Raw genomic sequence first — 26,005 nt, 5'->3', positions numbered from 1 at the left:
CGACAGGAGCAACGACGATGGCGGAGCGGACGGTCCCCCTCCTGCGCACGATGCGGGGGCGGGACCCCGACGAGGAGCACCGGGCATCGACTCCGCTGGAACTGCTCTTCGACCTGACCTTCGTGGTCGCGGTCTCCCAGGCGGCCTCGCAGCTCCACCACGCGCTGGCCGAGGACCACGTGGGCGCCGGACTGACCGGGTACGCGGCGGTCTTCTTCGCCATCTGGTGGGCCTGGATGAACTTCACCTGGTTCGCGTCCGCCTACGACACCGACGACGTGCCGTACCGGCTGGTGACACTGGTGCAGATGGCGGGCGTCCTGGTGCTCGCCGCCGGGGTGCCCGCCGCCTTCGAGGACGGGGACTTCACGGTCGTCGTGGTCGGGTACGTCATCATGCGCATCGCGATGATCGCGCAGTGGCTCCGGGCCGCGTCGCAGCATCCGGAGGGCCGCCGGTGCGCCGTGCGGTACGCGACGGGCATCGCGGTGGCGCAGGTCGGCTGGGTGGCCCGGCTGGCGGTTCCGGACGGGTGGCAGCCGGCCACCTTCGTGCTGCTCGTCCTGGTCGAACTGGCCGTCCCCGCCTGGGCCGAGTCCGGTGGGAACACCACCGGTTGGCACCCCGAGCACATCGCGGAGCGGTACGGCCTCTTCACAATCATCGTGCTCGGCGAGGTCATCCTCGCCTCGCTCGCGGCGGTCCAGTCGGCCGTCACCGACCAGGGCCTGTCCGCGCCCGTCCTGCTGATCGCGACCGGCGGGCTGCTGCTGGTCTTCGGCCTCTGGTGGATGTACTTCACCGGCGGCGAGATCGGCCTGCCCACCCTGCGCTCCGCCCTGACGTGGGGGTACGCCCACTACGGCGTGTTCGCCTCGCTGGCCGCGCTCGGCGCGGGGCTGGAGGCGGCCGTGGACGCCACCGGCCACCACGCGCACCTGTCCGTACGGACCGCCGCGCTGGCCGTCGCCGTACCGGTGGCGATCGTCCTCCTCCTGCTCGGCGCGCTGCACCGCATGACCGGCACGGGCGGCGCCGAGCACACCGCCGTGGTGGCGTCCGGCGCGCTGGTCGTCCTGGCGCTGGGGTTCGCGGGTCCGGCGCTGCACCTGGGCGGCGCGGTGCTCGGCATGGGGCTCGCGGTCGCCGCGACCGTGGCCGCCGACACGGCGGTGCTCCGACGGCGCGCGGCGACCCGGTAGCCCGCCCCGGTGGCGGGAGCGGCGGTGACGCGCCGGGGAAGGCGACGGCGACGGGGCTCGGACCGTGTCCCGCTACCCGGCGGAGCGGTCCAGCTCCGCCAGCGCCCGTTCGAAGGCGGCGTACGCGTCCGCGTCGAAGAGGACGAAGCGGACGTCGGTGACGGGCGAGCGGGTCTCCTCACGGACCGTCCGCAGCGCGAGACGGGCGCCGTCGTCCATCGGCCAGCCGTAGATGCCGGTCGAGATCGCCGGGAACGCCACGGAGCGGGCGCCCAGTCCGGCGGCCACCACGAGGGACTCGCGGTAACAGGAGACCAGCAGGGCGGACCGGTCCTCCTCGCGGGACCAGACCGGGCCGACGGTGTGGACGACGTGGCCGGCGTGGAGCCGCCCCGCGGTCGTCGCCACCGCCTGCCCGGTGGGCAGCCCCTTGCCGTACCGGGAGGCGCGCAGGTCCCGGCAGGCGTCGAGGATCGCGGGGCCGCCCTTGCGGTGGATGGCCCCGTCCACCCCGCCGCCACCGAGGAGCGAGGAGTTGGCGGCGTTCACGAGCACGTCTGCGTGCTGTTCGGTGAGGTCGCCGCGTACGAGCGTGAGCGTCGGCTGCGTCGTCATGGGGTCATCCTCTCGGGTCAGGTACGTCCCGCTGGAGGAAGAGTGCCCGGTGCGTCGGTACGTACCCCAGCGCGTCGTTCACCGCGCGCATCGCGGTGTTGCTCTCCGCCGTGTCCGCCACCAGCCCCGCGAGCGCGGGGTGGGTCACCAGGGCGGTACGGACCGACTCGGCCTTCATCCACCGGGCCAGCCCGCGGCCCCGGTGGGCGGGGAGGACTCCGGTGCCGTAGTGCAGGCCGTCGCCCGTGCCGTCGCCGGGCACCACCAGCTCGGTGAAGCCGGCGATCGTGCCGTCCTCCTCGCTGACGGCGGCGACGGTGTGCAGGAGGTCGCCGCGCCGCTCGACGGCGCGCGCGACGGCCCGCACCCGGTCCACGTCCCAGGCCACCGTGCCGTGGTCCATCGCGTCCATCGGCATGTCGTCCATCGCCCGCCGCGAGTCGGCGAAGGTCGCGGCCAGCTCGTCGGGGACGGTGCCGCTCCACGAGACCAGCCGGTAGCCCGGACGCGCCTCGCCGGCCCGCGCGGCGAGCGCCACCGGGTCGGCGTCGGCCGTCGCCAGGCGGGTGCAGGTCAGGGTGAGGACCGTCCGGAAACCCCGGGCACTCAGGAACGCGGCCCCCTCGCCGTCCCCCGCCACCTGCGCGGTCAACGTGCGGCGGCCCTCGGCCGCGGCGCCCGCGAGGGCCGCCTCCAGCAGCCGCGTACCGACGCCGGTGCGGCGGGCGGCCGGGTGGACGGCGACCTCCACTTCGGCGAGGTGGTCCTGGCCAGGGGCGGTGAGGAGCCGCAGGTACGCCGCCCCCACCGGGTACGCGGCGGGCGCCGTGGCCGCCGGACCGGTACCGGCTCCGGGCACCTCCTCGGCCAGCTAGACGAGGCGGTGCGAGGACGCACCGCGCTCCGGGTCGGTGAGGGGGGTGAGGCGCAGGGACAAGGGGTGGCTCCGGTGACGGCGTCGGCGGGGGGCCGGGGGACCGTACCCGGGGCCCGATGGGGCCCGCAACAGCGATTCCGGGGCGGCGCCGGGGGACGGGGCCGGCCCGGCAGGACCGGGAGGAGAGGAATCAGGAGGAGCGAGGCGGGCCGCCGGACTCCGGGACGGACCTGCGGAAGCGTGACGGAACCGCAAGTCGGCGGGCACGGGTTGGCGCTGACGGACCGTCTACCCTGATGCTTCCATGTAGTGCACTGGGGGTCGCATGCACAGCGAGGGAACGGCCGACGAGCCGGAAACGGGCTTCGACGGCGATCCCGGCGACGGCCGGCGGGCCGTCGGACCACGGCCCTTCGGCGTCGGACAGGGCGCCGGAAGCGGGGTCGGACGGGGCGCCGACCGGGGGGCCGTGCCCAGCGGCGAGCACGGCCGCGTGTCCGGGACCGGGGACGGCGGCGGATCCGCGGCCGAGGACCGGGCCGGATCCGCGGACTGGGCCGGGTCCGGGGCCGGATCCGGCCCCCACGCGCTCGGTGACGTGTCGGGCGTCGAGCCCCTCGGCGGTTCGACGGGTCCCGTCTCCTCCGGGGAGGTGCCCGACCCGGAACCCGAACTCCGCCCGCACGTGGTGATCGCCGACCGGTACGAGCTCCGACGCCAGTTGGGGCGCGGCGGGATGGGCGTCGTCTGGGAGGCGCTGGACCGGCGGCTCGGGCGGCGGGTGGCGGTCAAGGGACTGCTCTACCGGGGCGCGTTGGAGCCCGAGACGCAGGCGCAGTGGGTCGAGCGGGCGCGGCGCGAGGCGCAGGCCATCGCCCGGATCGGACACCAGAACGTCGTCGCGGTGCACGACGTCATCGAGTCCGGCAACCAGGTCTGGATCGTGATGGAGCTGCTCGACGCACGCTCCCTCGCCGACCTGTTGCGCGAGCAGCGCCGCCTGCCGGTGGCGCAGGCCGCCCGGATCGCCCTCCAGGTGCTGCGCGGGCTGCGCGCGGCGCACGAGGCCGGGGTGCTGCACCGGGACGTCAAGCCGCACAACATCCTCTTCCGCCCCAACGGCCGTGCCCTGCTGATGGACTTCGGCATCGCCACCTTCGAGGGCGCCGTCCAGCTGACCAAGTCCCAGGAGATCATCGGCACTCCGAAGTACCTGGCGCCCGAGCTGGTCCACCGGGGCGGCGAGGCCCTCCCCAAGCCCGGGACCTCCGCGTCCGACCTGTGGTCGCTGGGGGTCACGCTCTTCGAGATGGTCGAGGGCAGGGCGCCCTTCACGGGCCTCAGTTCCTACGAGATCTTCCTCGCCGTGTACGAGCAGCCGCTTCCGGCGATGACGTACGCCGGGCCGCTCGCCCCCGTCATCGAGGCGCTGCTGCGGAAGGACCCCCACGAGCGGCCGGACGCCCGGCGCGCCGAGGCGATGCTGCTGGCGGTCACCAGCGATGCCCCGGCGCCCCACGACGCGACCCACCGGCACCACCTGGGCCCGCCGCCCGAAGGGGGCGACGACGACAGCGACGACGGCCGCGGCAGCGGTGGTCACGGCGCCGACACCGGCGGCCGGGGCGGCGCCGGCGGCGGGCGCGTGCCGGGCGGTCGTCGCCCCCGGCGGCGGGCCGTGCTCCGTGCGGCCGCGGTCGGCTGCGCGGTGCTGCTGGCCGGCGGTGGCTGGCTGACCTGGCAGCACTGGGGGGCGCAAGCGCCCACCTACCGGCACGCGCACCCCCAGCTGAAGATCGGCGTCAAGGAGGACCAGCCCGGGCTGAGCCAGCGGCAGACGGACGGCTCGTACGCCGGGTACGACATAGACCTCGCCACCCGGATCGCGCGGCGCATGGGGTACCGGACGAAGGACATCCGCTTCGTGCCGGTGAACAGCGAGAACCGGGCGTCGATGCTCTCGGCGGGGCGGGTCGACCTGGTGATAGCGAGCTACACCATCACCCCGGAGCGCAAAGAGGCGGGCCTCGTCTTCGCGGGACCGTACTACACGGCGCTACGCAGCTTCCTCGTACGCAAGGACGTCCCCCGGGCGTACACCGACGCCGCCGACCTGATCGGCGACAACGCCCAGGTCTGCACGGTGCGGGGCTCGACGTACGAGCGGTGGCTCACGGACGCCGGGTACAACCTGACGAAGCGGCAGAGCTCCTACCAGCTCTGCGTGGACTACCTGTTGGACGACAGGAGCGGGATCGCCGCGGTGAGCACCGACGACATCATCCTCGCCGGGTACGTCGGCCAGGACCCGCAGAAGCTCCAGCAGATCAGCAACGCGGGCGGCGCCGAGGGGTACGGGGTGGCGATGGTGCCGGGCGAGCCGGAGCTGAAGGAGGAGGTGTGCGACGCGCTGAAGGCGATCGTGAACGGCCAGGAGTGGGAGGACATGTACACCGAGCACCTGGCGTCGCTGATGGGCAACGCGTCCGCGCCGAACCGGCCGAAACTCACCGAGTGCGAAGACTCCTGAGGTCCCCGGGGCCCTCCCGGTACTCCCCCGGGTCAGTGCCCGCCGAGCCGCTCCCCGCACTCCGCGCAGAACTTCGGCGCCCGCCCCTCCGCGAGCCGCCCGCACTCCGGGCAGACCCGGTCCAGCGCGCACGGCGCCTCGCCGCCCCCGGACTCACGGGCCGGGAGGGCGGCCGGCGCGGACGTGATCGTCAGCCCCGGCCGGCGGCGGTGGACGGTGAGGTAGGCGAGGCCCCCGGGCCCGGCCACGACGGAGCGGCGGGAGGTGCGGGGCAGCCAGGTGACGGTGGTCGGGGCGAGCGGCAGCGCGGTCTCCCCGGTGACGATCACGCCGCTGCCCGCGAGGACGACGAGGAGGACGTCGAGGGTGTCCTCCCGGTGCTCGCCCACCTCGGCGTCGGGCGGCAGCCGTACCAGGTTGGCGTCCAGCTCCCGGCCCTGCTCGGCGAGTTGCCAGAGCGCGCCCCGGCCGTCGGGGCCCGTCTGGGCGAGGACGTCGGCGAGCACGGCGAGGTTCCTGGGCACGGCGTTCACGCTGCGAGCGTACGCCCGGCTGCGTGCCGCTCGTACACTGCCCGTTTCCCCCGAAGCGCTCCGAGAGAAGAGGCCGAGCAGCGTGCACCGCGAACCCGACGAGACGTACCCGCCCGTCGAGCCCCACGACCAGGGTCTCCTCGACGTCGGCGACGGCAACCTCGTCCACTGGGAGGTCTGCGGCAACCCCGCGGGGAAGCCGGCGCTCGTGGTGCACGGAGGCCCCGGCTCCGGCTGCAAGCCCTGGCCCCGGCAGCGCTTCGACCCGGAGCTGTACCGGGTGGTCCTCTTCGACCAGCGCGGCTGCGGCCGCTCCACCCCGCACGCCGCCGACCCCGCGACCGGCCTGCGGCACAACACCACCCCCCACCTGATCGCCGACATGGAGAAGCTCCGCGCCCACCTCGGCATCGACGCCTGGCTGCTCTTCGGCTGGTCCTGGGGATCGACGCTCGCCCTCGCCTACGCCGAGACGCACCCGGACCGCGTCACCGGGATCGTGCTGTCGGCCGTCACCACGACCCGGGCGAGCGAGATCGACTGGCTCTACCGGGGAGCCGGCCAGATCTTCCCCGAAGCCTGGGACCGCTTCCGGGCCGGTGTCCCGGAGGTCACCGGCGCCCGGCCCGGCTCCGCCGAGCTCATCGGCGCGTACGCCCGCCGGACGGAGGACGCCGACCCGGCCGTACGGGAGAAGGCGGTGGCGGACTGGTGCGCCTGGGAGGACGCGGTGGTGTCGATGGAGGGGCACCCGCCCCCGTACACCAGCAGGCCCGGCCCGGACCGGGTGGCGTTCGTCCGGATCTGCGCGCACTACTTCGCGCACGGCGCCTGGTTGGAGGAGGGGCAGCTGATCCGGGACGCGGGCCGGCTCGCGGGCATCCCGGGGGTGCTGATCCACGGCCGGTTCGACCTGGGCGGCCCGCTGACCACCGCGTGGGAGCTGGCCCGCGCCTGGCCCGGCGCGGAACTCACCGTCATCGCGGACGCCGGCCACCTGGGCGGCGCGGCGACCACCCGCGCGGAGCTGGCCGCCCTCGACCGGTTCGCCGGGAAGGAGTGACGGGCCCCTCGCGGGGTGCCCCCTTGCTTCGAGCGCGCTCGAAGGCGTTGGGTGGGGAATCATGAAGTACACGCAGCTCGGACGCACGGGCCTCAAGGTCAGCCGCCTCGTCCTCGGGACGATGAACTTCGGCCCGCAGACCAACGAAGCCGACAGCCACACGCTCATGGACGCCGCTCTGGACGCGGGCGTCAACTTCTTCGACACCGCGAACGTCTACGGGTGGGGCGAGAACAAGGGCCGCACCGAGGAGATCCTCGGCACCTGGTTCGCGCAGGGCGGCGACCGCCGCGACAAGGTCGTCCTCGCCACCAAGGTCTACGGCAACATGGGCCCGGACGGCGAGGCGTGGCCCAACCACGACAAGCTCTCCGCGCTCAACATCCGCCGGGCCGTCGACGCCAGCCTCAAGCGGCTGCAGACCGACCACATCGACCTGTACCAGTTCCACCACGTCGACCGGTCGACCCCGATCGAGGAGATCTGGCAGGCCATCGACGTACTGGTCCAGCAGGGCAAGATCCTGTACGCGGGCTCGTCCAACTTCGCCGGCTACAAGATCGCCCAGGCCAACGAGACGGCCAGGCGCCTCGGCTCGTACGGCCTGGTCAGCGAGCAGTGCCTCTACAACCTGATGGCCCGCGACGCCGAGATGGAGGTCATCCCGGCCGCCCGGGAGTACGGCCTCGGTGTCATCCCCTGGTCCCCGCTGCAGGGCGGTCTGCTCGGCGGCGCACTGCGCAAGGAGCGCGAGGGCGGCGGTGCCCGGTCCACCACGGGCCGCTCCGCCGAAGGGCTCGCCGACCCGAAGGTGCGCGCCCGGATCCAGGCGTACGAGGACCTGCTCGACAAGCACGGGCTGGAGCCCGGCGAGGTCGGCCTGGCCTGGCTGCTGACGCGCCCCGGCATCACCGGCCCGATCTCGGGTCCCCGCACCCGCGAGCAGCTCGATTCCGCGCTGCGCGCGGTGGAGCTGGAACTCTCGGAGGAGGTGCTGGCCTCGCTGGAGGAGATCTTCCCCGGCCCGGGCCCGTCCCCGGAGAGCTTCGCCTGGTAGTCCGGCGTCCCGGTACGCCTCGCCCGGCCGGCGGTCAGCCGCCGGCCGGGCGGCGGGCCCGGTCCGCCACGGCGGCCGGGCGGGCGCGGCCCGTGAAGAGCACGTCAGTTGCCCACGGCCGCCGCCACCACCACCACGACGAACATCAGCACGAGAACGGCGGCCATGATGCGGTTTCTGGTCTTGGGATCCACCCGACGAGGTTAACCGTCCCGGCCGACCGTCCCGCCCACCGCCCCCGCGGCCCCCTCACCGCCCCAGTGGCCAGGCGCCCACCACCCGGTAGCGCGGCTGCTCCCCCGGCACCCCCGAGACCGGCAGGTCGCTGCGGACCAGGCTCAGCGTGTCCGCCCGCCACCCGGTCCCCCCGAACCCGGCCAGCGCCTCGGTGAACGGGCCCAGCTCCACCTCGGTACGGCTGCGCGCGAGCGTCAGGTGGGGCGTGTAGCGGCGGTGCTCCTCCATCGGGACGCCCGACCGGCACGCGGCGGCGTGCGCCCGCTCGGCCAGCAGCCGCAGCGCGTCCAGCCCGCCGGCCGCCCCGGCCCACAGCACCCGGCCGTCGAACCGGCCGCCGCCGTGCACCCGGAGCGGGAACGGTTCGCTCCGGTGGGCGGCGCGCTCCAGCCGCTCGTACAGCTCGGGCAGCAGCGCCCCGTCCACCTCCCCGAGGAAGGCGAGCGTGAAGTGCCACCCCTCGGGCCAGGTCCACCGCAGCTGCCGCGCCCCGGGCAGCCGGTGCAGTGGGGCGACGGCCGCCCGCAGCTCCTCGACGGCCGGGGCGGGCGGCAGGACCGCGACGAAGAGGCGCTGTCGGCCGGCGGACGGGGCCGGATCCTGGCCGCTGGGAGCTCTCGGGCCGCTGGGGTCGCTCGGGTCGCCAGGGCCGCTGGGACTGCTCGGGCCGCTGGGGACGCTCGGGTTACTCATGGGGGCGAGGAAACATGCCCGGGTCGCCCCGGCGCAACGACCGCGCGTCCGCACCCGCACACGTCCGGGAACCGGTCCGCCCTCCTTCCCCCGCGCGCGGGAAGGAGGGCGGACCGGTGTCAGCGCTCGCGTGATCTACGCCGCCGTCGCCAGGTGTTCGCGCGGGACGAAGCGGACGTGAGGGCGCCCCGGGCGGAGGTCCACCTTCAGCTTCAGGCCCCCGACGCGGGCCAGCATGAAGCCGATCACCAGGGCCGCGAGGAGGGATATGCCGCCGCCGGCCGCGAAGCCGGTCCGGGGGCCGTAGGTGTCGCTGATCCAGCCGACGATCGGCGCTCCCACCGGCGTACCGCCGGCGAAGACCATCATGTAGAGGCTCATCACCCGGCCGCGCATGGCCGGGTCGGCGGCCATCTGGACGCTGGTGTTGGCGCTGATGTTGGTCGTCATGCCGAGGGTGCCGATCGGCACCAGCAGGAGCGCGAAGATCCAGACGGCCGGCGAGAGCGAGGCGGCGACCTCCAGCAGACCGAAGAGGGTGCCCGCCGCGACGACCATCCGCAGCCGCGAGGAGCGGCGCCGGGCGGCCAGCAGCGCTCCCGCGAGGGAGCCGACGGCCATCAGGATGTTGAAGAAGGAGTACATGCCGGCGCCGCCGTGGAAGACCTCGTCGGCGTAGGCGGTGAGCCAGATCGGGAAGTTGAATCCGAAGGTGCCGACGAAGCCCACCAGGGCGATGGGCCAGATCAGCTCCGGGCGGCCCTTCACGTACCGCAGCCCCTCGCGGAGCTGGCCCTTGGCGCGCGGCACGATCACCGACTGGTGGAGCTCGCTCGTCCGCATCATCAGCAGGCCGACGAGCGGGGCGAGGAAGGAGAGGCCGTTGAACATGAAGGCCCAGCCGCTGCCGACCGTGGTGATCAGGACGCCCGCGACGGCGGGGCCGATGAGGCGGGCGGATTGGAAGTTCGCGGAGTTCAGGCTGACGGCGTTGCGCAGCTGGTGCGGGCCGACCATCTCGGAGACGAAGGACTGGCGGGCCGGATTGTCGACGACCGTGACCATGCCGAGCAGGAAGGCGATCAGGTAGACGTGCCAGACCTGGACGACGCCCGCGAGGGTGAGCGCGGCGAGCAGGAGTCCGCACAGGCCGAGCAGGGCCTGGCTGACGAGAAGGAGCTTGCGCTTGGGGAAGCGGTCGGCGATCACGCCGCCGTACAGACCGAAGAGCAGCATCGGCAGGAACTGCAGGGCCGTGGTGATGCCGACGGCCGCCGCGGACCCGGTGAGGCTGAGGACCAGCCAGTCCTGCGTGATGCGGGACATCCAGGTACCGGTGTTGGAGATCACGGCGCCCGTGGCGAACAGGCGGTAGTTGCGGATCTTCAGCGACGAGAAGGTCCCGCCGGTCTTGCTGTCGTGGGTGGAGGTCGGTGCGGGGGCGGAGTCTGCTCCGGATCCCGTACTCAAAAGGGTTCGCCTCCTCGGCGTGGGGATGTGCTGGCAGGTGACGAGGGAGCGGTGACGGCGGGTACGGGCACGGCGGTCGTGGTCCGGCGGGCCCGGGGCGTCACAGGTGGGCGAGCTTCTCGAGCACGGGTGCGGCGACCCTGAGCTTCTCCCACTCGTCCTCGTCCAGACCCTCGGCGAGTCCGGCCAGCCAGGCATTCCGCTTGGTGCGGCTCTCGCTGAGCATGGCCTCGGCCCGCTCGGTCTGGCTGACCTTCTTCTGACGACGGTCATCGGGGTGCGGTTCGAGACTGACCAGTCCCTTGGCCTCCAGCAGCGCGACGATGCGGGTCATCGACGGCGGCTGGACGTGCTCCTTGCGGGCCAGCTCACCGGGGGTGGCCGAACCGCATCGGGCGAGGGTGCCGAGCACCGACATCTCGGTGGGGCTCAGCGACTCGTCGACGCGCTGGTGCTTGAGGCGTCGGCCGAGCAGCATCACGGCGGAGCGGAGGGAGCTCACGGCGGCGGCACTGTCGCCGTCGTGGATCAGGTCAGGCATGGTCCTTAGCATAACTCATTACTTTTGCTAAGGACCAATCGGTGGTACGCGCGAGAAACTCCTCACCCGAACGAGTGAGTCGGAGGCGGAAAGTCACCCCGGAAGCGCGCCGGGGCGGCGACCCTGCTTGGCATGGGATCGACCGTACTCAGCCTCAGGATCGACGGCGAGCTGCTCGACCGGCTCCGGGAGCATGCCGCGAAACGCGGAATGAGCGTCCAGGACTATGTGGTCCGGACGCTCATTCGCGACGACTTCGACGAGCGCTTCCAGTCGGCGGTCGACGAGACGGAGAAGTTCTACGGGCCGCAGGCCCAGCCGGGCCCGGCGGACCGGATCACCTGACCCGGGCCACCGGGGCGCGCGATCCGGTCGCCGGCCGGGATCACGTGAGGCCGAGGGCCGGCATCGCGTAATAGAAGACGAAGACGGCCGACACCACGTACATCGCCACCGGCACCTCACGGCCGCGGCCGGCCGCCAGCCGCATCGCGCTGAACGCGACGAAGCCGATCCCGATGCCGTTGGTGATCGAGTAGGTGAACGGCATCATCACCATGGCGAGGAACGCCGGGATGGCGAGGGTGAAGTCGCTCCAGTCGACTCCCCGGACCGAGCTCGACACGATCAGGAAGCCGACCGCCACCAGCGCGGGGGTGGCCGCCTGCGAGGGGACCATGGTCGCCAGCGGCGTCAGGAACAGCGCCACCGTGAAGAGCAGGCCGCTGACCACGCTCGCCAGGCCGGTCCTGGCTCCCTCGCCGACGCCCGCGGTGGACTCCACGAAGCAGGTGGATGCCGAGGAGGAGGTCGCGCCGCCGGCGGCGACCGCGATCCCGTCGACGAAGAGCACCTTGTTGATGCCGGGGAAGTTGCCGTCCTCGTCGGTCAGCTTCGCCTCGTCGCCGACGCCGAGGATGGTGCCCATCGCGTCGAAGAAGCAGGACAGCAGCACGGTGAAGACGAAGAGGATGCCGGTGAGCACGCCGACCTTGGAGAATCCGCCGAAGAGGCTGAAGTCGCCGAGCAGCCCGAAGTCGGGCGAGGCGACCGGGTTGCCCGGCCACTCGGGGACGGTGAGGCCCCAGGAACCGGCCGGCAGGTCGGCGACCGCGTCGACGATCAGCGCGAGGACCGTCATGGCGACGATGGAGATCAGGATGGCGCCCGGCACCTTGCGGACGATGAGCCCCAGGGTGAGCAGCACGCCCAGCACGAAGATGAGGACCGGCCAGCCGTTGAGGTGACCGTCGGAGCCGAGCTGGAGCGGGACGGTGGTCTGCGCGAGGTCCGGGATGCGGGAGACGAAGCCGGAGTCGACCAGGCCGACGAGCAGGACGAAGAGTCCGATGCCCATCGAGATGCCCTTGCGGAGCGAGGTCGGCACCGCGTTCATCACGCGTTCCCGGAGCCCGGTCGCGACCAGCAGCATCACCACGATGCCCGCGAGGACGACCATGCCCATCGCGTCCGCCCAGCTCATGCGCGGGGCGAGCTGCAGGGCGACGACGGTGTTCACGCCGAGACCGGCGGCGAGCGCGATCGGCACGTTGCCGATGACGCCCATCAGCAGCGTGGTGAAGGCCGCGCTGAGCACGGTGGCGGTGACCAGCTGGCCGCCGTCGAGCTGGTGCCCGTACATGTCCTTGGCGCTGCCGAGGATGATCGGGTTGAGGACGATGATGTACGCCATCGCGAAGAAGGTGGCGAATCCGCCGCGGACCTCACGGGCGACCGTGGAGCCGCGCTCGGAGATCTTGAAGAACCGGTCGAGCCCGCCGTGCGGGGGGTGGGGAGCGACCTCTGCGGGGGCCGAGCGGGACATGTATGACCTCAGACGTACGGAGGAGCCCTGGAGCGGGCCCTGGACCAAGGGGGAAGTAGGGGGAAAGGTGACCGTCTTTGGACTTTTACACGAATAATTCGCGCCATTCCCGAACGGATTAAGTATGAATACATAAGGCGAAGATCGCTATCTCCGCGCGTAGACCCAAGGGGCACATGGCCGGTACGTCCTTGTGCACGCGGTCCTCACCGGCGGCTCGGCCCGGGTCGACCCGGCTCGACCCGTCAAAAAGGGGCCCGGGACGGGCGGCACCTGGTCCGGACGGGCGGCACCTAGACTGGGGCCATGGAGAAGTGGACACCGAAGCACGACGCGCCCGAGCCCCTGGAGGGCCCCGTCGTCGCCACCGTCGCCGGTGGCACGATCCTCTGGTTCGTCCTCTTCCTCGTCCAGCTCCCGTTCTACGGCTGGTTCGACGACCACGGCCACCTCTGGTGGGTGTGGACCTGCCTCGCCGGTGCCGGACTCGGCCTGATCGGCCTCTGGTACGTACGCGGCCGGGACGCGGCCATCGAGCGGCACGCCGCCGCCCGCGAGGCCGACGCCTCCGCGGCGCGCGACGGCGGCCCGGGGGCGTCCGGCACGGCGGGCTGACCCCTCCGTCCGTCTCTCTCCCCCAGCCCCGGCCGGCCCCGCCTCGCCGGGCTGACCCGGCGTTCCGCCCGTACCGTCTGAACCATGACGCAGCGGGCAATCGACTCCTCCGGGGAGCAGACCCCCGGCCGCTCCCTCTCCGAAGGTGCCGGGCCCCCGGCGTACGATCCGCGCGGGCTGTCCACCGCCGAGGTGGCGGAGCGGGTCGCGCGGGGCGAGGTCAACGACGTACCCGTCCGCTCCTCGCGCTCGGTCACCGAGATCGTCCGCGCCAACGTCCTCACCCGTTTCAACCTGATCATCGGCGTGCTCTGGGTGATCATGCTGGCCGTCGCGCCGATCCAGGACAGCCTCTTCGGCTTCGTGATCATCGCCAACACCGGCATCGGCATCGTCCAGGAGTGGCGGGCCAAGAAGACCCTGGACGGGCTCGCCGTCATCGGCGAGGCGAAACCCACCGTGCGGCGCGACGGGACGGCCGCCGAGATCTCCGTCTCCGCGATCGTCCTCGGCGACCTCATCGAGCTGGGCCCCGGCGACAAGGTCGTGGTGGACGGCACCCTCGGCGAGGCCGACAACCTGGAGATCGACGAATCCCTCCTCACCGGCGAGGCCGACCCCGTGATCAAGCGCGCCGGGGACCCCGTGATGTCGGGCAGCTTCGTCGTCGCGGGCGGCGGCGCGTTCACCGCGACGAAGGTCGGACGCGAGGCGTACGCGGTCCAGCTGGCGGAGGAGGCGTCCCGCTTCACCCTCGTCGAGTCCGAACTGCGCAGCGGCATCTCCACGATCCTGAAGTACGTGACCTGGATGATGGTCCCGACCGCGGTCGGCCTCGTCATCAGCCAGCTGGTGGTCAAGGAGAACGACTTCAAGGACTCCGTCGCCCGTGCGGCCGGCGGCATCGTGCCGATGATCCCCGAAGGGCTGGTGCTGCTGACCTCCGTCGCCTTCGCGATCGGCGTCATCCGCCTCGGCCGCAAGCAGTGCCTCGTGCAGGAACTGCCCGCCATCGAGGGCCTGGCCCGGGTCGACGTGGTCTGCCTCGACAAGACCGGCACCCTCACCGAGGGCGGCATGGACGTCACCGAGGTGCGGCCGCTGGGCTCCGCCGACGAGGCGTACGTCTCCCGGGTGCTCGGCGCCCTCGGCGGCTCGGACCCCCGGCCGAACGCGAGCCTCCGGGCCATCGTGGACGCCTTCCCCGACCCCGGCGGCTGGCGGACCACGGACACCCTGCCGTTCTCCTCGGCCCGCAAGTACAGCGGCGCCGCCTTCCGGGAGGAGGACCCCCGGGACGGCACCGGCAGCACCGGCACCGACTCCGTCTGGCTGCTGGGCGCGCCCGACGTGCTGCTCCCGGACGGCGACCCCGAGCTGGCCTCGATCGAGGACCTGAACGAACAGGGGCTGCGTGTCCTGCTGCTCTCCCGGGCGAAGGGCGCCCTGGACGGACCGGACGCCGCCGCCGGGTCCGTACCCACCGCGCTGGTCGTCCTGGACCAGCGGCTGCGGCCGGACGCCGGGGAGACGCTGCGCTACTTCGCGGACCAGCGGGTCGCCGCGAAGGTGATCTCCGGGGACAACGCCGTCTCGGTCGGGGCAGTGGCCGGAAAGCTCGGTCTGGCGGGCGCCGAGCACACCCTGGACGCCCGCCGGCTGCCGGCCGAGCGGGACGCGATGGCGACCGCGGTGGAGGAGAACACGGTCTTCGGCCGGGTCACCCCGCAGCAGAAGCGGAACATGGTCGCCGCCCTCCAGTCGCGCGGCCACACCGTCGCGATGACCGGCGACGGCGTCAACGACGTGCTCGCCCTGAAGGACGCGGACATCGGCGTCTCGATGGGCTCGGGGTCGGAGGCGACCCGGGCGGTGGCGCAGATCGTCCTGCTGGACAACAGCTTCGCCACCCTGCCGTCGGTGGTCGCCGAGGGCCGCCGGGTGATCGGCAACATCACCCGGGTCGCGACCCTCTTCCTCACGAAGACCGTCTACTCGGTCCTGCTGGCGATCCTGGTGGTCTGCTTCCAGGTGGAGTACCCGTTCCTCCCCCGGCACCTGACGCTGCTCTCCACCCTGACGATCGGCGTCCCCGCGTTCTTCCTGGCGCTCGCGCCGAACAAGGAGCGGGCCCAGCCGCACTTCGTCCGCCGGGTGATGCGGTACGCGATCCCGTCCGGGCTCATCGCGGGCGCGGCGACCTTCCTCACGTACAGGCTCGCGGGGAACCACTACTCCGGTGCCGGGGCGCTCGACGCGGAGACCAGCGCGGCAACGCTGACCCTGTTCCTGGTGTCGATGTGGGTGCTCGCGATCATCGCCCGGCCGTACACCTGGTGGCGGATCCTGCTGGTCGCCTCGATGGGCGTGGCGTTCCTGATCGTGCTCGCGGTGCCGTGGCTCCAGCACTTCTTCGCGCTCAGGCTGGTGGGCACCACCATGCCGTGGGCGGCGGTCGCCGTCGCCGCTGCGGCTTCGGTGCTGCTGGAGTACGTCTGGCGCCTGGTGGGCCGCCGCTTCGGCGCGTGAGCCGGGTAAGCCGGGTGAGCGGCGGGTGAGCGGCGGCCCCGGTCGCCGCGGCTCAGTCGAACCAGCGGTCCCGCGCCAGCTCCTCGGTGCGCGAGGGGTCCTCCAGCAGGGCGGCGACCTCGAAGCGGCGGGGCCACTGGCCCGCCGCCCAGGCGAGTGCGGCGGCCACCCCTTCCAGGGTCGAGGCGTGCACCGTGCCGTCGGGAGCGCGGCGCCAGTCCAGCGCGACGCCGCCCGCGTGGAGTTCCTCGTGCTCGACGTAGGTACCGGGGGTGCGGTCGCCGAGCAGGAGGCGGACCGGCTCGGGCACCCGGCGCTCCTCGCCCTCGCTCTCCACCTCCGCCTCGACGCTCTCGCCGAGCCTCCGCACCTGGAACAGCTCCGCCAGCTCGGCGGCGCGCGACGGGGCGACCGGCAGCAGCGGCACGCCGCCGGCGAGCGGCAGCACGTCGGGGGCGTCCGCGACGACGGCGTCCGCCGCGTCGACCACCTCCACCTCGCCGTCCACGACGGCCCGCAGGTCGTCGGGGAGGGTGACCTGTTCGGGGTCGAGACCGGCCAGCGCGGTGTAGAGCGCGTGCAGCTGTACGGCGGTCACCGGGCGGTCCTCGTCGGCGAGGCGTCCCAGCAGTTCGGCGGCGCCGCCCGGCTCGTCGAGGAGGGCCTCCACCGTGGTGCGGACCCCGAGGGCGCGGAGCACCTGGGCGTCGTCGAAGCCGGTGGCGTCCACCGCGTCGTAGAGACCGGCGAGCAGCGGGTCGCCGCCCTCCGCGCGGACCCCGGCCGGGCGGCGGCCGTCCAGCACCGGGTGGTCGCGCAGCCACCACGCCGTGTACGGGCGCACCGAGCGGGTCGTCCCGTCCGGGAGCAGCACCCGGACCGGCTGGGTCAGGGCGTCGCGGAACGGAGGGCGGGAAAGCATGGCGAGCGCCTGCGGCCAGGCGTCGTCGTCGACGAGGTCGAGGTCGCGCACGGCGACGATCTCGGTGGCGACCGGCGGGACCGGGGTGTCCGGCAGCTGGTCGAGCAGGTCCTCGCACCAGACGTCCACGGCGTCCAGCAGGCCCGCGTCGTCGGGTTCGGCGAAGTCGCCGTCACGGGGGTCGAGTTCGTCCGGGTCGAGCACCACGTCGGTGGTCCGCACGAGGGCGAAGGTGGCGAGCACCCCGCAGGCGGTGAGGGGCTGTTCGCCCCAGCGTGCGGCCAGCTCCTCGTCGCAGAGGGCGAGTTCGCCCTCGCGCATGATCTCGGCGAACTCGCTCCCGGGCAGGACGAGTTCCCCGGCGGGTGCGGGCTCGCCGTCCTCGTCCAGCAGCGCGAGGGCGCCGAGCCAGGGCTCGTCGCCGGGGTTCAGTTCGGCGTCGCGCACCAGGGTGAGGACGGTCTCCACGAGTTCGTCGCCGTCCAGCGCGTCCTCGTCCCAGATCTCCCCCGCGTCGAGCGATCCCGCGACGGCCGCTCGTACCTGGGGAGTGGTCAGTACGGCACGCGGGGTGGCGGGCAGTGCGCCCAGCTTCTCCAGCAGCGGGTGCGCCGCGTCCGGGTGGGCGACCTTCAGGCCGAGCCGGGCGAGGCGCGCCAGGACCGGGCCGGTCAGCGCGTCGGGCAGCGGCAGCAGCACCTGGCGCGGGCCGATCGTGGTGCGGGGCGGCTGCCCCTCGGGCGCGTCGGGCGATCCGGCCAGCGGGACGGGCAGCCCGGAGAGGCGGTCCGGGTCGACCCCGGCGAGGCTGTCGTAGAACCGCCGCCACCAGTGCGGTGCGCGCTCCAGACCGGCGAGCCGGTCGATCGCCTCGGTCAGCGGGACCCGGCCCACGCCCAGGGTGCGCAGCTCGGCGCGGCGCTCCAGACCGGCGGGCAGCAGGCACGGCAGCACCTCGGCGAGCACCTTCACGGTCTCGGCGCCGGCGCCCTCGACGATCTCGGCCTCCACGGGCCGCAGCGCGGCGGAGTCCCGCCGGCGGGCGGCGTCCGGGGCCTCCGGCTCCGCCCAGTCGTCGGCCCAGTCGGCGGCGGCCGGGGCGAGGGCGGCGGCCGGGTCGGCGGGTACGGCGGGCGCGAGGAACGCGATGCGGGGCAGCCGCTCCAGGATCGCCCCGCGCAGGGCCCCGTCCACGGTGCCCTGCCCGAGCGGGCCGGGCACCAGGTCGAGGGTGCCGGTGGAGACGGGGTGCCAGTCGGCGAGGAGTTCGGCGTACGCGTCGGCCGCGCGCTCCACCAGGAAGTCGGTGAGCGGGCCGGGCGCGGGGTGCCTGCGGGTGGGGTCCAGCGGCAGCGAGGCGATGAGGAGGGCGGGCACCCCGAGGGGTTCGTCGGTGGGTGTCGGGGCGTGCACGACGGGGGTGGTGCCGGGGCGGCGGGGCGAGCCGTCCTCGTCGACGGGGACGGCCCAGGTGACGGACCAGTGCGGCCGCAGCCGTTCCTCGACGGGCCGGTCGGCGAGGAGCGCGGGGTCGACGGGCCCGTGGTGGAAGACGGTCCGCCAGCGGGTGGTGCCGTGCGCGGAGTCCTCGACGTGGGTGTACGGGCCCGCGGCGGAGCGCCGCAGCGTCCTCACGCCCGAGGGTGTTTCGACGACGACCTCGTCGAGTCCGGGCAGGGTGAGGAGGAGCGCGTCGTCGATGGAGGCGAGCAGCCGCTCCACCAGGTCCTCGGCGACCCCGTCGCGCAGCGGCAGCACCACCACGGTGTCGTACCCCTCGGGCGCGGTGCCCTCGGCGGGCAGCGGGAGGCGCAGCAGCGGTACGTGGCCGTCGCGGCGGCGGAGTTCGTCACCGAGCCCGGGGCTGCCGACGGCCGCGCCCTCGGCGAGGACGCGGGCCTCGGCGAGGGACCAGCGGACTCCGCCGTGGCGGCCGAGGACGGCGGGTTCGTCGCTCACCGCGAGGACGGCGGCGAAGCCGACGCCGAAGCGGCCCACCGACGACTCGTGGCCCTCGCGCTTGGCGGAGGCGCGGAGGGTGGAGAGCGATTCGACACCGGTCGCGTCGAGCGGGGCGCCGGTGTTGGCGGCGGCCAGCACGGCGGGAGTCTGCGGGGTGCCCGGGTGCAGGGTGAGGCGGAGCCGGCCGGTGGCCCCGGCACGGGCGGCGGCGTCGGCGGCGTTCTGCGCCAGCTCGACGACGAGGCGGTCCCGGTAGCCGCCGAGGGCGAGGTCCTCCTCGGCGTTGGCGTCCTCGCGGAACCGGGCGGGCCCGGCTCCCCAGGCGTCGAGCACGCCGCGCCGCAGCCGTGCCGTCCCGAACGGATCGGCCCCCTCGGTCGCCTTCATGCTCACCCTGTGACTCCGCTCTGTTCCGGTTGCCCGTCGGCCGCTGGCCGTTGCCGCCAGTGTGCGCCCGAACGTACCGCGCCGGGACGCGGGCGCGGGCCGCGGGAGCGGGTGCCGGGGGGCGGGTGGCCGGGACGCCGGACGCGCCGGCGCCCCGGGCGCCTCCCCGGTGGGGAGGGCGACCGGCCGGGCGGAAGGGTCAGGAGTGGCCGAGGTCGTCCGTGGGGGAGTCGGCCCCGTCGGGTGCGGAGCCGCCGTCCCGCTCGGGGTGCAGCCGGTAGGAGTCCACCCGCATGGTGTCGAGCGCGTGCGGGGCGCGGGTCGGCGGCTTCGGCATCACCGCCGCCTCGGAGTGCCCGCCGCAGCCGTACGCCAACGAGACGACGTGGCCGTCCGCCGGACCGAACTCGTTGGCGCAGACGCCGAACGCCTGCCGCAGTGAGCCGGTCAGCGGGACCAGGAAGGCGCAGCTCACACAGGTCGCGGGGGCGGCCTGGGCCATCGGCGTCTTGGGGCCGAACTCCTCGTCCCAGCGGTCGGCCGCCGCGTGCAGCCCGTACCGGGACAGCACCCGCGCACGCCGCATGCCGAGTTCTTCGGCGACCGAGGCGATGGAGCCCCGGCCGATCGCGGAGGGCCGGCTCGTCAGCTCGGCGTCCTCGGTGTCGACCAGGTCGGCCAGTTCGCCGGAGAGGCGTACCGCGGTGGCGTCCTCGTCCGTCTCCTCGATGGTCTCGCCGGTCCACCCCGGCTCCAGGCGGAGGTCCTCCGCCTCGGTGGGCAGCAGGTCGCCGGGGCCCATGTCGCCGGGGCGCAGCCGCTCGCTCCAGGGCACCCACTCCGGGGCGAGGAGGGCGTCCGAACCGGGCAGCAGCACCGTTTCGTCGAGCGTGACGTTCTTGGCGCGGGACGCCCGGGCGACGGTCACCGCCCAGCGCCAGCCCCGGTAGCCGAACATCTCGCACTCGAAGTAGTGCGTGACGACCCGGTCCCCTTCGGACACCACGGCCACGTGCTCGCCGACCTCGCCGGGCGCCGCCGCCTCCTCGGCCGCGGCGCGCGCGAAATCTACCGCTTCGGCACAGAGCCGGTCGGGGACAGGGGTACGGGCCGTACGGCTCCGGGTCGTCGCAGCACTCGTCGTCGCAGCACTCACAGGTCTCGCTTCTCTCCTACGCAGTCTCACGAGCGCGCCAGTGGCTCCATCGATGTCCGATGACAGCCATCACGGCTGTGGGCGGAGCGGACCAGAGGACCGCGTCGACGTCCACACCCGTTGTTGCCTGCCTCGGGCGTGCTTCTCGCCACCCATTCTGCGGGATCGCGGAGAGGCGCGCGGCCGGGACCGACCGCCGGTGGCGCGTAACGCACGCTACCCTCTCCACCGCCCCGCGCCCACCTGCCCGCCCCAAACGGGACCTGTTCGATGCGTGACGGGGAGGATTCCGGCCCGGGCCACCGCGTCCGTTCCCGGCTCCGGAGGGGCCGTACGCCCGTCCCGTACCGCCGTCCGCGCCCTCGTGGACGAGACCGGGCGCGGTCGTCGGTTCGTCCCGGAGAGGTTGGGGCAGTATGACGAAGTGGCTTCTGTCCGGTCGCACGACGTCTCCGGCCCCCTCCGCAGAGCGGGCCGGTCGATGAGCCGTGCGCTGCACACGGGGTTCTTCGGGACCGGCCGGTCCCTGCGCAGGGTGACGCACGCCCACGGCGCCGGTGAGTCCGGGCTCGGCAAGCTGATCGAACTGCACGCCGTCAACGGCGCGGGCGACGTGATGATCACCGTGGCCCTCGCCTCCACCGTCTTCTTCTCCGTCCCCACCGACGAGGCCCGGGGCCGGGTCGCGCTCTACCTGGCGATCACGATGGCCCCCTTCATCCTCCTCGCCCCGGTCATCGGTCCGCTGCTGGACCGGCTGCCGCACGGCCGCCGGGCGGCGATGGCGGGCGCGATGCTGGCGCGCGCGGTCCTCGCGGTCGCCATGTCCGCGGCGGTCGCCACCGGGGGCCTGGAGCTGTACCCGGCGGCGCTCGGGGTGCTCGTCTGCTCGAAGGCGTACGGGGTGGTGCGCAGCGCGGTCGTGCCGCGGCTGCTGCCACCCCGGTTCTCCCTGGTGAAGGCCAATTCGAGGGTCACCCTGGCCGGGCTGCTGGCGACGGGGGTGGCGGCCCCGATCGGCGCGGGGCTCCAGATGATCGGATCGGCGTGGCCGCTCTACGGGGCCTGCGCGATCTTCCTCGGCGGCACCTTCCTCGCCTTCACCCTGCCGCCCAAGGTGGACTCGGCCAAGGGCGAGCGCCGGGCCCGCCTCGCCGAGGAGCAGGCCACGCCCGCCCCCGCCGCGCCCGGTCCCGCCCCCGCCGCCCGCTGCCGCGGAGGCCGGACCGGCTCGACCCTGCTCCGTGCGCGGCGCACCGGGCGCCGGGGGGTGGACGGGCAGCGGACCAGGGAGAAGCGGGAGCGCCCGCCCGGGCTCCGGTCGGTCGGCGGTTCCGTGCTGCACGGCCTCCAGGCCAACGCCGCGCACCGCGCGCTCTCCGGCTTCCTCATCTTCTTCCTCGCGTTCCTGCTGCGGAACGAGCCTCTGTCGGGCCAGAGCGCGGCCGTCTCGCTCGGCATCGTCGGTGTGGCGGCCGGCACCGGCAACGCCTGCGGTACGGCGGTGGGCTCGCTGCTCCGGGCGCGCGGCCCCGAGGTGATCATCGCGACGGTGCTGGCGATGGCGCTGGGCGCCGCGGTGCTGGCCGCGCTCTTCTTCTCCACGGTCTTCGTCGCCGTGCTCGGGGCGGTCGCCGGCTTCACCCAGGCGCTGTCGAAGCTGTCGCTGGACGCGATGATCCAGCGCGACGTGCCGGAGGAGGTCCGGACCTCCGCGTTCGCCCGGTCGGAGACGATCCTGCAGATGGCGTGGGTGGTCGGCGGCGGCATCGGCATCGCGCTCCCGCTCAACGGAGTGCTGGGCATGTCGGTCGCCGCCGGAATCCTCGCGCTCGGTGCGGCGACGTCCGTACGGGGTCTCCTGACCTCCGCGCGGCGCGGCTCACCGCACCCCCGCGTGGCGTGAAGCGGAGCGACCGATAGCCTTCGGCCCATGACCGTTGCGTTCTTCTCAGGTAAGAGCCGTCGAATCGGCGTCGCTCTTGGTGCCGTGTCCGCGGGACTCCTCGTCCTGTCCGCCTGCGACAAGCCGACGCCGCTCGCCACCGTGACGGTCGGTACGACCTCGGTGTCGACCGAGGCCGCCTGCTACAACGACGGCGATCCGCTGAAGGAATCCCTCATCCAGGGATGCCTCAACAAGAAGGCCGACAAGACGGTCGACGTCGAGATGGACGACCGGGTGCGCTTCGGCGTGGACCCGGAGGTCGCGGACCACGGCTGGACCCTCTTCATCGACGGCCAGCAGGCCGAGCAGGAGCCGTACAAGAACACCTACCGGTCGATCACCGGCAGCGCGTTCTTCTCCAGCCAGACCGGCGAGACCAGCAACGAGACCCAGGTCAGCGTGGTCGAGACCGACGGCTCCAAGCTCATCGGCGTCTGGCACTTCAAGCTCAAGAAGAGCAGCTGATCCGCTTCTCCACCCGTCCCACCCCCTCCGCCCGGCGGAGGGCCGGAGGTTTCCCGCCCGTGCGCGTGCTCGTCGTGACCGCTGTCCCCGCCGAACGGGACGCGGTCACACGCGCGTCCGGGGCCGCTTGCGAGGTGCGCCGCGTGCCCGGCGCCGAACTGCACCGCACCGGCCCGCTGGACGTACTGGCCGGCGGTGTCGGGCCGGCCGCCGCGGCGGCCGCCACCGCGTACGCCCTGGCCTCCGGGCCGTACGGCCTCGTCGTGTCGGCGGGGATCGGGGGCGGGTTCGCACCCGCCGCTCCCGTCGGCTCGCTCGTCGTGGCGGGCGGCATCGTCGCCGCCGACCTGGGCGCCGAGACCCCCGAGGGCTTCGTCCCCGTCACCGGACTCGGCTTCGGCCGGGACCGCCACACCCCGCCGGCCCGGCTCGTCCGCGAGGCCGCCGCCGCCACCGGCGCGGCGACCGGCGCGGTGCTGACCGTGTCCACCGTGACCGGCAGCGCGGAGCGCGCCGCCGCCCTGCGGGCCGCGCACCCCGACGCCCTCGCCGAGGCGATGGAGGGGTTCGGCGTCGCCGAGGCCGCCGGCGCCCTCGGCGTGCCGGTACTGGAGATCCGGGCCGTGTCGAACCCCGTCGGCCCGCGCGACCGCGACGCCTGGCGCATCGGCGACGCGCTGACCGCGCTCACCGGGGCCTTCGGGAAGCTCATCCCCGTACTGGAAGGTTGGACCCACCATGACCGCAACGACTGACGGCGCCACCGCCACCGGCACGGACGCCGCGCTGAAGATCTCCTTCTCCCCCTGCCCCAACGACACCTTCGTCTTCGAGGCGCTGGCGCACGGCCGGGTCCCCGGCGCCGCCCCGATCGACGTCACCTTCGCCGACATCGACATCACCAACGGCCTCGCCGAGCGCGGCGAGGGCGACGTGCTGAAGGTCAGTTACGCGGTGCTGCCGTGGGTCCTGGACGAGTACGCGCTGCTGCCGTGCGGCGGCGCGCTGGGCCGCGGCTGCGGCCCGCTCGTCCTCACCCGCGAGCCGGGCGCCGACCTGACCGGCAGGACGGTGGCCGTACCGAGCGAGCGCTCCACCGCCTACCTGCTCTTCCGCCTCTGGGCGGCCGAGACCGTGCCGGGCGGGGTCGGCGAGGTCGTCGTCATGCCGTTCGACGAGATCATGCCGGCCGTGCGCGACGGGAAGGTGGACGCCGGACTCGTCATCCACGAGGCCCGCTTCACCTACCAGAACTACGGGCTGCACAACCTCGCCGACATGGGCCGGCACTGGGAGTCGACCACCGGGCTGCCGATCCCGCTCGGGGCGATCATCGCCAAGCGCTCGCTGGGCACCGAGACCCTGCACGCGCTGGCCGACGCCATCCGCACCTCGGTCCGGATGGCCTGGGACGACCCGACGGCCTCCCGCCCCTACGTCCTGGAGCACGCCCAGGAGATGGACCCGGCCGTCGCCGACCAGCACATCGGGCTGTACGTCAACGAGTTCACGGCCGACCTCGGCGAGGACGGGTACGCGGCGATCCGCGGGCTGCTCACGCGGGCGGCGGCGGAAGGGCTGGTCCCGGCCCTCGCGCCGGACGCGCTCGCCTTCCCCTGAGCCGTGTCCCCGGACGCGCTCGCCTTCCCCTGAGCCGTGTCCCCGGGCCCGCTCCCGGCCGGCCCCGCACCCCGGTCCTCCCGGCTCCTCGCCGCGCCGGGGCGGTTTCCGGCCAGACGCACGCCGACGGCGGCCCCGGAGCGGGGCCGCCGTCGGTGGTGTCGCGGGGTGAGGGGTGTACCGGGCGCCGGGCGTGAGGACGTCCGGCGGGCGGCGGCTACACGTCGAGCTGGTCGGCCACCGCGCGCAGCAGACCGGCGATCTTCGCGCCGGCCGCCCTGTCGGGGTAGCGGCCCCGCTCCAGCACCGGCGTGATGTTCTCCAGGACCGTCGTCAGGTCCTGCACGATCGACGCCAGTTCGTCGGGCTTGCGGCGCTGGGCCGCCGCGACGGAGGGCGTCGGGTCGAGGATCGTCACGGAAAGCGCCTGGTCACCGCGTTGCCCGGCGACCACACCGAACTCGACCCGCTGGCCGGGCTTGAGCTCGTCGACCCCGGCGGGCAGGACGGACGAGTGGACGAAGACGTCCGGGCCGTCGTCCCGGGAGAGGAAGCCGAAGCCCTTCTCGTTGTTGAACCACTTGACTTTGCCGGTGGGCACTTCGTCCTCGTCCTCGTCGCTCGTCGATGCGTGGGGAGCCGCCGGGAAACGGCCCCGGACAGCAGGAGAGCGGGTCGCGAGGACCCGCCGCTTCTCAGGCTAGTGGCCCCCGAGCCCGGGACAAGACGTCGCCGGGCCAATGTCCCGCAGCGGAAACCGGGCGTGGAACGGCCTTACCCTTACGGAGTGAGCACTACTCCTTCAGGCGCGGGTGACCAGCTGGTCCGGATCGGCGCGATCGTCTTCTTCGTCGGCGCACTGGCCACCCTGGTCACGGTGGCCCCCCTCTTCCTCGGGACCGAACCCTTTCCGTCGATCGCGTACGCGGTCTGCATGCTCATGGGGGCCGGCTTCCTGATCGCCGCCGCGGGCGTCGTCCGCTCGGTGTGGTCGAACTCCCCGCGCAGGGCGGCGGGCCGCCCCTGACCCGACGCCGGGCACCCCGGTGCGGGGGCGGCGGCGGTGGTCTCAGGCGGTGCGCCCGGCCTCGTACCCCTGGAGCCAGTCCGGGAAGTACGTGAGGTCGGCGAGGACCACCTGGGCGCCCGCCGCCCGCAGCTCCCGGGCGTCGCACGGGCCCGTGGTGACGCCGACCGGCAGCGCCCCGGCGACCTGCGCGCCGCGTACGTCCCCGACGTGGTCGCCCACGTAGACCTGCGCGCCCTCGGCGAGCAGCGCCCCGCCCTTCCCCTCCGCCCAGAGGTCCCCGATGACCAGGTCCGGGGTGAGGCCGAGGTGGGTGCAGTGGAGTTCGGCGTTGGGCTGGTACTTCGCGGTGACGACGATCGCCCGGCCGCCCAGGGCCTGCACGGCCTCGATGGCGGCCCGCGCCCCGGCGAGGGCGGTGGTCGGGGTGATCGCGTGGCGCGGGTAGGTCTCCCGGTACCGGTCGGCGGTCGCCGCCACCACGTCCGCCGGGAACCAGTTGGCCAGCTCGTCCTCGACGGGCGGCCCCAGCCGGCTCACGACCAGGTCGGCGTCGATGGAGACCCCCGTCTCCCGCGAGAGCGCCAGATAGTTGGCCTTGATGCCGGGCCGGGAGTCGATGAGCGTCATGTCGAGGTCGAACCCGACCGTCAGAGTGTGCGAAGCCATGCCCGCCATTGTGCCGACCCGGCCGCACTCCGTGTCGGGGCGGGGGCCGCGGGCCCGTGAAC

Annotated in this window: 23 protein-coding genes; 12 read left to right on the top strand and 11 right to left on the bottom strand. The window is 73.8% G+C overall.

What is annotated here, in order from left to right:
- Positions 1–17 precede the first annotated feature (17 nt).
- Entirely contained in the window at positions 18–1,202 is a 1,185-nt protein-coding gene (locus tag PZB77_RS17915) for a low temperature requirement protein A (RefSeq protein ID WP_275493610.1), read from the top strand.
- A 72-nt stretch (positions 1,203–1,274) separates the two neighbouring features.
- Here PZB77_RS17915 and PZB77_RS17910 read toward each other — a convergent pair whose 3' ends face one another.
- Both PZB77_RS17910 and PZB77_RS17905 read right to left on the bottom strand, forming a co-directional pair.
- Positions 1,275–1,817, bottom strand: a complete 543-nt coding sequence (locus tag PZB77_RS17910; protein WP_275493609.1) for an O-acetyl-ADP-ribose deacetylase — start codon at positions 1,815–1,817, stop codon at positions 1,275–1,277.
- Positions 1,818–1,821: 4 nt separating this feature from the next.
- Positions 1,822–2,676 (bottom strand): GNAT family N-acetyltransferase, encoded by an 855-nt coding sequence (locus tag PZB77_RS17905; protein ID WP_343299872.1) that lies wholly within the window; start codon positions 2,674–2,676, stop codon positions 1,822–1,824.
- 343 nt (positions 2,677–3,019) lie between these two features.
- On the opposite strand from PZB77_RS17905, the gene PZB77_RS17900 reads away from it, so the two are divergent.
- Positions 3,020–5,224, top strand: a complete 2,205-nt coding sequence (locus PZB77_RS17900; protein WP_275493608.1) for a serine/threonine-protein kinase — start codon at positions 3,020–3,022, stop codon at positions 5,222–5,224.
- 32 nt (positions 5,225–5,256) lie between these two features.
- On the opposite strand, the gene PZB77_RS17895 is transcribed toward PZB77_RS17900, so the two are convergent.
- Positions 5,257–5,757 carry a hypothetical protein gene (locus PZB77_RS17895; protein WP_275493607.1) on the bottom strand — a complete coding sequence of 167 codons (501 nt, stop codon included), beginning with the start codon at positions 5,755–5,757 and terminating at the stop codon, positions 5,257–5,259.
- 82 nt (positions 5,758–5,839) lie between these two features.
- On the opposite strand from PZB77_RS17895, the gene pip reads away from it, so the two are divergent.
- Together pip and PZB77_RS17885 are read left to right on the top strand one after the other, a co-directional pair.
- Positions 5,840–6,820, top strand: a complete 981-nt coding sequence (gene pip, locus PZB77_RS17890) for a prolyl aminopeptidase (protein ID WP_275493606.1) — start codon at positions 5,840–5,842, stop codon at positions 6,818–6,820.
- A 61-nt stretch (positions 6,821–6,881) separates the two neighbouring features.
- Positions 6,882–7,877 carry an aldo/keto reductase gene (locus tag PZB77_RS17885; protein ID WP_275493605.1) on the top strand — a complete coding sequence of 332 codons (996 nt, stop codon included), beginning with the start codon at positions 6,882–6,884 and terminating at the stop codon, positions 7,875–7,877.
- A gap of 249 nt (positions 7,878–8,126) precedes the next feature.
- On the opposite strand, the gene thpR is transcribed toward PZB77_RS17885, so the two are convergent.
- From thpR to PZB77_RS17870, 3 genes are all read right to left on the bottom strand, one after another.
- Positions 8,127–8,807, bottom strand: coding sequence for an RNA 2',3'-cyclic phosphodiesterase (thpR, locus tag PZB77_RS17880; protein WP_275493604.1), 681 nt, complete (start codon positions 8,805–8,807; stop codon positions 8,127–8,129).
- A gap of 135 nt (positions 8,808–8,942) precedes the next feature.
- Positions 8,943–10,277, bottom strand: coding sequence for an MFS transporter (locus PZB77_RS17875; protein WP_275493603.1), 1,335 nt, complete (start codon positions 10,275–10,277; stop codon positions 8,943–8,945).
- Positions 10,278–10,377: 100 nt separating this feature from the next.
- Complete coding sequence (locus PZB77_RS17870; protein ID WP_275493602.1) at positions 10,378–10,818, bottom strand: MarR family transcriptional regulator; 441 nt, start codon at positions 10,816–10,818, stop codon at positions 10,378–10,380.
- A 132-nt stretch (positions 10,819–10,950) separates the two neighbouring features.
- Between PZB77_RS17870 and PZB77_RS17865 the strand changes: the two genes are divergently transcribed.
- Complete coding sequence (locus tag PZB77_RS17865; RefSeq protein ID WP_275493601.1) at positions 10,951–11,163, top strand: ribbon-helix-helix protein, CopG family; 213 nt, start codon at positions 10,951–10,953, stop codon at positions 11,161–11,163.
- A gap of 40 nt (positions 11,164–11,203) precedes the next feature.
- On the opposite strand, the gene PZB77_RS17860 is transcribed toward PZB77_RS17865, so the two are convergent.
- Positions 11,204–12,643 (bottom strand): NCS2 family permease, encoded by a 1,440-nt coding sequence (locus PZB77_RS17860; RefSeq protein WP_275493600.1) that lies wholly within the window; start codon positions 12,641–12,643, stop codon positions 11,204–11,206.
- 306 nt (positions 12,644–12,949) lie between these two features.
- Between PZB77_RS17860 and PZB77_RS17855 the strand changes: the two genes are divergently transcribed.
- Entirely contained in the window at positions 12,950–13,258 is a 309-nt protein-coding gene (locus tag PZB77_RS17855) for a DUF2530 domain-containing protein (protein ID WP_275493599.1), read from the top strand.
- Positions 13,259–13,342: 84 nt separating this feature from the next.
- On the top strand, positions 13,343–15,787 hold the full coding sequence (locus tag PZB77_RS17850; protein ID WP_275493598.1) for an HAD-IC family P-type ATPase: 2,445 nt from the start codon (positions 13,343–13,345) through the stop codon (positions 15,785–15,787).
- A gap of 52 nt (positions 15,788–15,839) precedes the next feature.
- On the opposite strand, the gene PZB77_RS17845 is transcribed toward PZB77_RS17850, so the two are convergent.
- Positions 15,840–19,058: a molecular chaperone Hsp90 gene (locus tag PZB77_RS17845; protein WP_275496105.1), complete on the bottom strand. Its 3,219-nt coding sequence runs from the start codon at positions 19,056–19,058 to the stop codon at positions 15,840–15,842.
- A 199-nt stretch (positions 19,059–19,257) separates the two neighbouring features.
- On the bottom strand, positions 19,258–20,214 hold the full coding sequence (locus PZB77_RS17840; protein ID WP_275493597.1) for a DUF3027 domain-containing protein: 957 nt from the start codon (positions 20,212–20,214) through the stop codon (positions 19,258–19,260).
- 424 nt (positions 20,215–20,638) lie between these two features.
- Here PZB77_RS17840 and PZB77_RS17835 point away from each other — a divergent pair, with 424 nt between their 5' ends.
- Genes PZB77_RS17835 through PZB77_RS17820 form a run of 4 tightly spaced genes read left to right on the top strand, consistent with a single transcriptional unit; the run spans position 20,639 to position 24,247 of the window.
- On the top strand, positions 20,639–22,120 hold the full coding sequence (locus PZB77_RS17835) for an MFS transporter (protein WP_275493596.1): 1,482 nt from the start codon (positions 20,639–20,641) through the stop codon (positions 22,118–22,120).
- Between the two features lie 27 nt (positions 22,121–22,147).
- Positions 22,148–22,627 (top strand): DUF2771 domain-containing protein, encoded by a 480-nt coding sequence (locus tag PZB77_RS17830; protein ID WP_275493595.1) that lies wholly within the window; start codon positions 22,148–22,150, stop codon positions 22,625–22,627.
- Positions 22,628–22,686: 59 nt separating this feature from the next.
- On the top strand, positions 22,687–23,382 hold the full coding sequence (locus PZB77_RS17825; protein ID WP_275493594.1) for a futalosine hydrolase: 696 nt from the start codon (positions 22,687–22,689) through the stop codon (positions 23,380–23,382).
- The gene (locus PZB77_RS17820; protein WP_275493593.1) at positions 23,366–24,247 is read left to right on the top strand and encodes a 1,4-dihydroxy-6-naphthoate synthase; all 882 of its coding nucleotides are present in this window, start codon (positions 23,366–23,368) and stop codon (positions 24,245–24,247) included. Before PZB77_RS17825 ends, PZB77_RS17820 begins: the two co-directional genes overlap by 17 nt.
- 217 nt (positions 24,248–24,464) lie before the next feature.
- Here PZB77_RS17820 and PZB77_RS17815 read toward each other — a convergent pair whose 3' ends face one another.
- Positions 24,465–24,848 (bottom strand): cold-shock protein, encoded by a 384-nt coding sequence (locus PZB77_RS17815; protein WP_275493592.1) that lies wholly within the window; start codon positions 24,846–24,848, stop codon positions 24,465–24,467.
- A gap of 186 nt (positions 24,849–25,034) precedes the next feature.
- On the opposite strand from PZB77_RS17815, the gene PZB77_RS17810 reads away from it, so the two are divergent.
- Entirely contained in the window at positions 25,035–25,274 is a 240-nt protein-coding gene (locus tag PZB77_RS17810) for a hypothetical protein (RefSeq protein ID WP_275493591.1), read from the top strand.
- A gap of 42 nt (positions 25,275–25,316) precedes the next feature.
- Here the strand turns inward: PZB77_RS17810 and PZB77_RS17805 are convergent, their stop codons facing one another.
- Positions 25,317–25,952, bottom strand: a complete 636-nt coding sequence (locus PZB77_RS17805; RefSeq protein WP_275493590.1) for an HAD hydrolase-like protein — start codon at positions 25,950–25,952, stop codon at positions 25,317–25,319.
- Positions 25,953–26,005 lie beyond the last annotated feature (53 nt).

This window comes from Streptomyces sp. AM 2-1-1, assembly GCF_029167645.1.
Taxonomy (GTDB): Bacteria; Actinomycetota; Actinomycetes; order Streptomycetales; family Streptomycetaceae; genus Streptomyces.
Note: the sequence above shows the minus strand (reverse complement) of the source record. Positions and strands in the feature narration are given on the sequence as shown.